Origin of the sequence: Microvirga sp. HBU67558, from assembly GCF_018069605.1 — a bacterium.
GTDB classification, from domain to species: Bacteria; Pseudomonadota; Alphaproteobacteria; order Rhizobiales; family Beijerinckiaceae; genus Microvirga; species Microvirga terrae.
Genome location: NZ_JAGPUP010000396.1, coordinates 1 through 7,047, shown reverse-complemented (window position 1 = coordinate 7,047; position 7,047 = coordinate 1). Strand labels below are relative to the sequence as shown.

The window sequence follows — 7,047 nt, the reverse complement described above, 5'->3', positions numbered from 1 at the left end:
GCTACTTCAGCCACAAACCCGTCCGCTACGCCGCATGCTCAAGACAATGAGGACCGGATCAATAAAAAACCGTCGCGGACTGGGTCCGCCTGTGGGGTCAGAAACAGCTTGCTGGTAGTCTGATCCCGGAGGGGAGCGGCCGTTACCTTATTGGTGGCGCATTACCCCGTTAAAAACGTGGTCCATGGACTGTTGCGCGCTTGAGAGTGGTGACGCCCCAGGGTGATCCCGGTTAGGAATTTGACCTTTGGCGCAGTCCAGCCCCTCCCACCCCAAGGAGGAGCCGATGAGACGCAAACGAGAAGCCGGCAAAGATCGCCTGAGCCTGCCGGTGGTTCACCCCCATGCCGCAGCCATCGATGTCGGGGCCACGATGCACATGGCCGCCGTGGGACCGGACCGGACAGATGAACCCGTGCGCAGCTTCGGGACCTTTACCGCCGACCTGCACCAGTTGGCCGACTGGTTCGAGGTTTGTGGCGTCACCTCCGTCGTCATGGAATCGACCGGCGTTTACTGGATCCCGGTCTTCGAGATCCTGCAGGACCGCGGCTTCGAGGTGTTTCTGGTCAATGCGCGCGACGCGAAGCGGGTGCCCGGACGCAAGACGGATGTGAAGGATGCGCAATGGCTCCAGCGGCTGCATGCCTATGGCCTGTTGCGCGCCAGCTTCCAACCCAAAGCCGAGATCGCGGAACTGCGCGCGTATCTGCGCCAGCGTGAGCGCCTGCTTGAGTATGCCGCCTCGCACATCCAGCACATGCAGAAGGCGCTGACCGAGATGAACCTGCAGCTGCATCACGTGGTCAGCGACATCACTGGCGCCACGGGCCTGCGCATCATCCGTGCCATTCTGGCCGGCGAACGTGATCCGGCAGTCCTGGCGAACTTAAGAGACGTCCGGTGTCACTCCAGCTCCGAGACGATCGAGAAGGGATTGACGGGTCATTATCGCGCCGAGCATCTGTTCGCGCTCGAACAGGCGCTGGCGCTGTACGACACCTATCAGCACAAAGTGGCGGCGTGCGACCGGAGGATCGAGGCTGTCCTGAAGGGGCTGAGCCCCCATAAGCCCGATTCCGCTTCCTTGCCGCCTCCGCGCCGACGCATGAGCCGCCAGCCCAATGAGCCGAGCTTCGATCTTCGTGGCGCCCTCTATGCGGTTCTGGGCCAGGACCTGACCCGGATCCACGGCCTAGGGCCGTCCTTGGCGCTCAAACTGATCGCGGAGTGCGGCACGGATCTGACGGCTTGGCCCAGCAGCAAGCACTTCACATCGTGGCTCTGCCTCGCGCCTGGCAACAAGATCTCCGGTGGCAAGGTGCTATCCTCCCGAACGCGCCGGTCAGGCAGTCGGGCGGCGGCCCTTCTGCGGCTGGCGGCCGTGACGATCGGCAAGACGGAGACGGCACTGGGTGCCTTTTACCGGCGCCTGTCGACGCGGATTGGCAAGGCTAAGGCCGTCACGGCAACCGCTCGCAAGATTGCGGTGCTGTTCTACAACGCCCTGCGCCATGGCATGGATTACGTTGATCCGGGAGCGTCGTACTATGAGGAGCGGTACCGGAAGCGGGTGATCGATAACCTGCACCGACGCGCCAAGGCGTTTGGCTTTGTGCTCCAGGAGGTCGGTGTCGTCGCACCCGCGGGAGCTGTTTCTTAGGAAGCCATCGGCATCTTCGCGGAGGTGCCGAAATGAGGTTCGGCTTCATCGAGCAACATGCCCGCACCTGGCCGGTGCGGCTCATGTGCCGCGTGCTCGGGGTGTCCGCCAGCGGCGGCGGTCCCGGCCGGAGAGCCATCGGGCGATAGCAAACCGGCGCCTGCTGCAGGAGGTGCATCAGCTTCATGCTCGGCATAAGGGTCGCTATGGCAGCCCACGCATGCACGCAGCCTTGCGGGCCGAAGGGCACCGGATCAGCCGCGGCCGGGTCGAGCGGGGGCACTATTTCGCTAGCACCCGGATGTTGTGCGACCTTGATCTCGCAAATATGTTCCGGAAATCCTGTCCACTCACCTCTTCCCGGCCCAACTGCTGACCGATATCGCCCAGAAGCTCGAGTGAAAAGCCCTCGTATGTGCCAAAGATGGCACGCTCGGCAAACCAGCATCGTGCTTCATGTGATTGAGCCAGAAAGTTTTGCTGCAGGCCGCTATGGGTCTCCAGGAGATTTGGCGCCGAAGCCAGGATCTGATTAGCGCGACCAAACTGGTAGTTGTTACTGTCAAGGGCCGGGGTATGCGACGTTGGCGGCTTCAGCGAGGGAAGCCCGAGAGCTTGCTTCCTTTCATCAAACTCAAGCACATGCTCATAGAGCTGCGGTCCGTCGCCGATGGCGACGGTGTCGCAGTCGAAGTCACTACCAAGCTTTTCCTGTCCGCCGGTTGGGATGGCAACCAAAGAGCTGGGATAAACACCCCGGTGGCATGTAGGATGCCCAAGCAGTCGAGCCGCGTGTCCTCCTTGACACGACCCTTGCCTGTTGCCCAGTTCGAATGTGACTCGACGTTCTCGGCGGACATCACCAACGCGCGGTCGGCGTAGGCGGCCAGCCATATCTCGTTCGGCACGACGATCAGAATGCCATCGGCAAAAGGTAGGATCGTCGACCGCGAGTTCTTCCCGAAACTTCTGGGCGACATTAAAGCTGCTCGAGGATTTCCTCTCGGTGATAACGGTCGGCTTGAGGGTGTCACCACAGCGTCACTCTGGCGCGAGAAACAAAGGTTACTACATCCCAAGGCGCGCGAACTGCATCGACGCGTGCTCCGCCTCGGGAAGGGGGTAGCATGGGGCGATGCTCAACAACGACTTACAGAACGCAGGCGTGAGCTTGCCACGGTGAATCACGACGTCCTCGTGGCCCATCGCAGCCCGGGCGGTCTGCCACTGCCGATTGTGGCCGCGCTGTTCATTGGACTTCACGTGGCAAGCGGCGAAGTCGGCCACATCCAGCGTCGCCAACTGCCTTTCATGTACCGGCAGCTTCGTATGGATGTGCACCCACATCGGGCTTGGCATCGCACCATTGCGCAGCGCTTTGGGCTGCAGCCTGATCTCGAACAGCGTCCCTGGCTCGCCCTTCAAGGCGCGCGGTCGGTCCACAGGCGCCAGTTCCTCGGCCGCCCTGAGCTGTTCGAGGTACTTCTGCGACGGGAAGGCGTAGGTCTTCATGCAATCGATCATGATCGCTGTCTTTCGCGCGTTCAATGAGTTTGCCTGTCCCTGCACCTCGGACAACATCGCCTTAAGCCGGACTGTTTTGTCGTGCACTTCGCGCACTTGCGCAGGCGTGAAAAGGCCGCGTCGGCGAGGCTCGTCGAGCGCGGCTACACAGGCCTCAGTCTCGGCGGCGTGCGTCTGCAGGCGCTTGACGACGAGATCCACGACGTGGTCGGCGTCCTCGGGCTTCATCTGGCGCGCTTGCGAGACAGCTCTTTGCTGAGCCGGCAGATCGAACTGCAGCAGCTCGTCCAATCGCTCGAGTAATCCGGCCAGTGCTTTCCTTGAGGGCGGAGCCTGCCACATCTCCAGATGTACGGTTGCCGACGATGACTCCCTCGCAAGTGCCTCCTCTTGGCTCGCGAGCTTCTTCGTACCCAAATCCGAGAGTACGATAAGCTTGGCTGTCGGGACCGTGTCAGCGTCGCGCCTGGCGAGCTGCGGTTCCGGCACCCCTGCCGTCGAACTCCCCTCCCCTGCGGCCGGTGTGCGCTTGCCCTTCCCCTTCCTGCGCGCCGCGTGGCCCTCAGCCACTACAGCAGTATTTTCCAGTTTCGCAGCCACGGCCAGTGGTTCAATCATGGCTGGCGTCTTTGGCTGCACTGCCAGAAGTTGCATGACTTCGTGCGCCGTCCCCCATGCACCTTCGACGATCTGGTCCAACAGTTCCAATTGAAGGTCGGCACCCTTTCCCGCCTCCCTTAAGCTGGCAACAATGCCGTGCACCCCTGACCCGAATTCCGAAAGCCGCTCCATGACTCCTTCCAGAACGGCGCAGTGCTCTGCGTTGAGTGCGCGTCCTTTGCTGTACAGAACAGCGTCAGACGTCGAGAGGAATGCCGGAAAAGCGTCCTCGATGAAGGTTCCCAGCAGACGCACCCGGCCGTTCCCAGCCATGAGGATTTCCCTCACGGCTGGTTCGACCGTGCTCGCCTGAGGCTCAATCATTAGTTGCGCGAGAGCGATCCGCGAGTGCAGATACATGCACTTCGTATTAAGTGCCCAGCCCGTATGCAGGCGTAGCGCCGCCTCTTCGGCCTTCCGCATTTCAGGCGTGGCGCTTGGCAAGTTGGCGGTGGCGGCGCAAACGGACTGCATCCGTTCCGAGCGCAACACCTTCTTTCCCCACCACTCCATGCAGGCCACGTAGTGCTTCGCCACACTGGGCACCGCCCGGCTCAGCTGGTCGGGCGGAGCGTTGTCAGCTCGCATCTTGTCGAGTACACCTGCTGCTTTCTTCCTCCGTGGCTCCAACTCGTAGATAGTCGCAGTAGCCAGATTGTTGCATTCGTCTGCTGCATCAAGCACCTCGTCGCGGAGTTGACGAGCCTGATCGTCGGACAGAATGCTACGCGCCACATGTGGGGGCAGGCTCGCGTAGTAGTCCAGAGCTTCCGAGCCTGCCTTGACGATTTGATCGATCAGCTCTTGCGCCTCCGAGGGGTTCCGGGCTTGCGTGGCCGCTCTACGACAGAGATCAAGGTCGTCAAGCAGGCTACGCATTTTTCGTTTCGCTGCCTTGATCTCGTCGCCTCTTGGCGCTGCCACACCCGAAGTTAGTGACTGGCTCACGAGCGGGGCAGTTCTATCTTGGGGCCGAGAGCGCATCCGCTCCACGACGGAGTCGAACGATTGGCTGCCTTCACTAGGGGCAAGACGTGTCTCCGAGCGCGAGCTGCTCGATCCCCACGTGCTGTCGGCTCCAGCACTCCCAACGTGCGATTTCCCAGCTCGGCCAATCCCCGTCATGTTCCACCTCCAGTCAGATCGAGAATGCTCAGCATGCCTGGATAGGCTGGCTGGCTGACGAGTAGCTGACGGAAGGCGCTTTTTCCGGATGCACAAGAAAACTCAGATCACTGTGGATTGCAATTCCATGGGTTACGGTGTGCTGTTGGAGACATCGGGGATGACCGCGTGATGTAGGATAGCCAGCTGCAGTGAATGACTGCGGCCTTCTGCTGCCTCGCCCCAACCGCCATCAGGATCCGCACTGTCAGGCTGCGACAGAAGCGGCCGTGACGGCGATCCGGAAGAGTCCGCCGTATGCCGGCTGCTTTGTCTGTAGGGACCTGGCAAAGACCATCCCGAGTTGCGGAGCGCCGCCACGAGAGCTCGCTTCCTGAAACGGACTGGTTGATTGTGGTGAGGCAAAAACACCCGCCAAATATCGATTGGCAGACCTTCGGCAGCCGCACGTCCTGTTCTCCGGGAAGGAGATGGGCATCCGAAAAGCTTACGGATCCGGCGGTGATGCAGCAGTCCTGACCAGAGATCGAACGTCGGTCAAACCACGTTTTCTCGCCCCACGGCCGAATTCAAGCAAATCCGATGTCGCGCAGCTCCATTCCAATGTACAAGCTTGCCGAAGCTGCCGCCCGTCCCCGGCCCAGGGTGCAGGGTCGTTTCGCGGTCGACAGGTGTCGCCGCATGATGGCGCTTCGCGGGCGGAGCCTTCCTATGTGGACGACGCACTCGGCTGCATCAGCGGTGCATTCCATCGCGCGGAATGGTTCGGCTCACGTCTCAGCAAGGACGTCTCAGCGCGCTCAGAGCCTGAATGTAATCCTCAACTGGTCAAGCTGCTGCGCCGATGCTCCGGTCGAAGAAGGTGCCGGCCTTGAGCAGCGCGTGCATGATGACCACCAACTTTCGGGCGACCGCAACCGCCGCACGCTTAAAGCCGACCCGCTCTCGGAGCTTGAGGCCCCATCTCCGCAGGCCGCTCTCGGCTGAACTGCGGGCGAGGATGACCGTTGCGGCCTTGAAGAGGAGCCCCCCGCACATGGCGGTCACCCCCGGCGAGAGATATGGCCATCGTAGTCGACCTCGCCCGACTGGTAGCGCCGCGTCGTCAGACCGAGCCAGGCGCCGACCGAGCGGGAGTTCTTGAAGTTATTCGGATCCTCGACAGCGGTCGCAAACGATGTCGCGGTGATCGCTCCGACCCCGGGGATCGACATGAGAATGCGACAGGCTTGGTTCTGGCGCGCGCCGGCCACGAGTTGGCGGCCGAGTTCCGCGGCCCGGATGCGCAGGCCGCGCCACGCCTCCAGCATTGGCAGCACGATGGCAGAAAGCCCGTCATGGTGGACCAGAAGGCTACGGACATTCTTCTCGAATGTGCTGCCTTTGCCGGCGGGTACGACCAAGCCGAAGGTCTTCATGAGGCCGCGGATCTGGTTGGAGAGCTCGGTGCAGATCCGGACCAGCCGGGTGCGGGCCGCCACCAGCGTGCGGGTCAGCATGCTGTCGAAGCCTTTCACCCGCACCTCACGATAGAAGCCCACCTCCGCCAGATGGGCCAGACCGTCGGCATCATCCGCGTCAGTTTTGTTCGCTGCCATGTCGAGGGCGGCCTTGGCATGACGCGCATCGATGCAGATCGCCGGGAGCCCCTCGTCGCGCAGCGCATGATAGAACCACACCGACAAGGGGCCGGTCTCGAAGATCACCCGCTTCGCAGACGGGGCACGTTTGCGGATCAAGTCAGCAATCAGCTTGGGATCGGACGGGCACTTGCCGCGCCAGACGCGCTTGCCGCCTCTGCGGATCGACACCGCCGTCACTTTCATCGACACGTCGAGTCCGATATAATCGTCCATGGCTGTTCTCCATTCGATGCCTGGGCCCGGCTTCCCGTCGTGAACCCGGTCTCCGTCTTGTCGGGGAACAGCCACCGGCTTCCATGCACGTGACTTGTTCGGGCGACCCGCTCCCGCGATTACCCCATGTGGACGGCCCCAACCGCCTTTGGCATGGACGGATTGGGACGAGTTATGGGTGAGTGGGTTCCCAAATCAGTCCGGTGATGATTCATGGCG

3 protein-coding genes and 2 pseudogenes are annotated in these 7,047 nt (G+C 62.0%); 2 read left to right on the top strand and 3 right to left on the bottom strand.

Annotated features, from left to right (window positions below; translation table 11 throughout):
* Window positions 1–286: 286 nt before the first annotated feature.
* Entirely contained in the window at window positions 287–1,663 is a 1,377-nt protein-coding gene (locus tag KBI52_RS02880; RefSeq protein WP_210805193.1) for an IS110 family transposase, read from the top strand.
* 2 nt (window positions 1,664–1,665) lie between these two features.
* Window positions 1,666–1,940 (top strand): annotated as a pseudogene (locus KBI52_RS02875) (IS3 family transposase); the annotation flags it as partial.
* A 5-nt stretch (window positions 1,941–1,945) separates the two neighbouring features.
* Here the strand turns inward: KBI52_RS02875 and KBI52_RS02870 are convergent.
* The 3 genes and pseudogenes from KBI52_RS02870 to KBI52_RS02860 all read right to left on the bottom strand — a co-directional run bounded on the left by KBI52_RS02870 (window position 1,946) and on the right by KBI52_RS02860 (window position 6,828).
* Window positions 1,946–2,401, bottom strand: coding sequence for a hypothetical protein (locus tag KBI52_RS02870; RefSeq protein ID WP_210805191.1), 456 nt, complete (start codon window positions 2,399–2,401; stop codon window positions 1,946–1,948).
* Window positions 2,402–2,731: 330 nt separating this feature from the next.
* The gene (locus KBI52_RS02865) at window positions 2,732–4,972 is read right to left on the bottom strand and encodes a hypothetical protein (protein WP_210805189.1); all 2,241 of its coding nucleotides are present in this window, start codon (window positions 4,970–4,972) and stop codon (window positions 2,732–2,734) included.
* 828 nt (window positions 4,973–5,800) lie between these two features.
* A pseudogene (locus KBI52_RS02860) lies at window positions 5,801–6,828 on the bottom strand (IS110 family transposase).
* Window positions 6,829–7,047 lie beyond the last annotated feature (219 nt).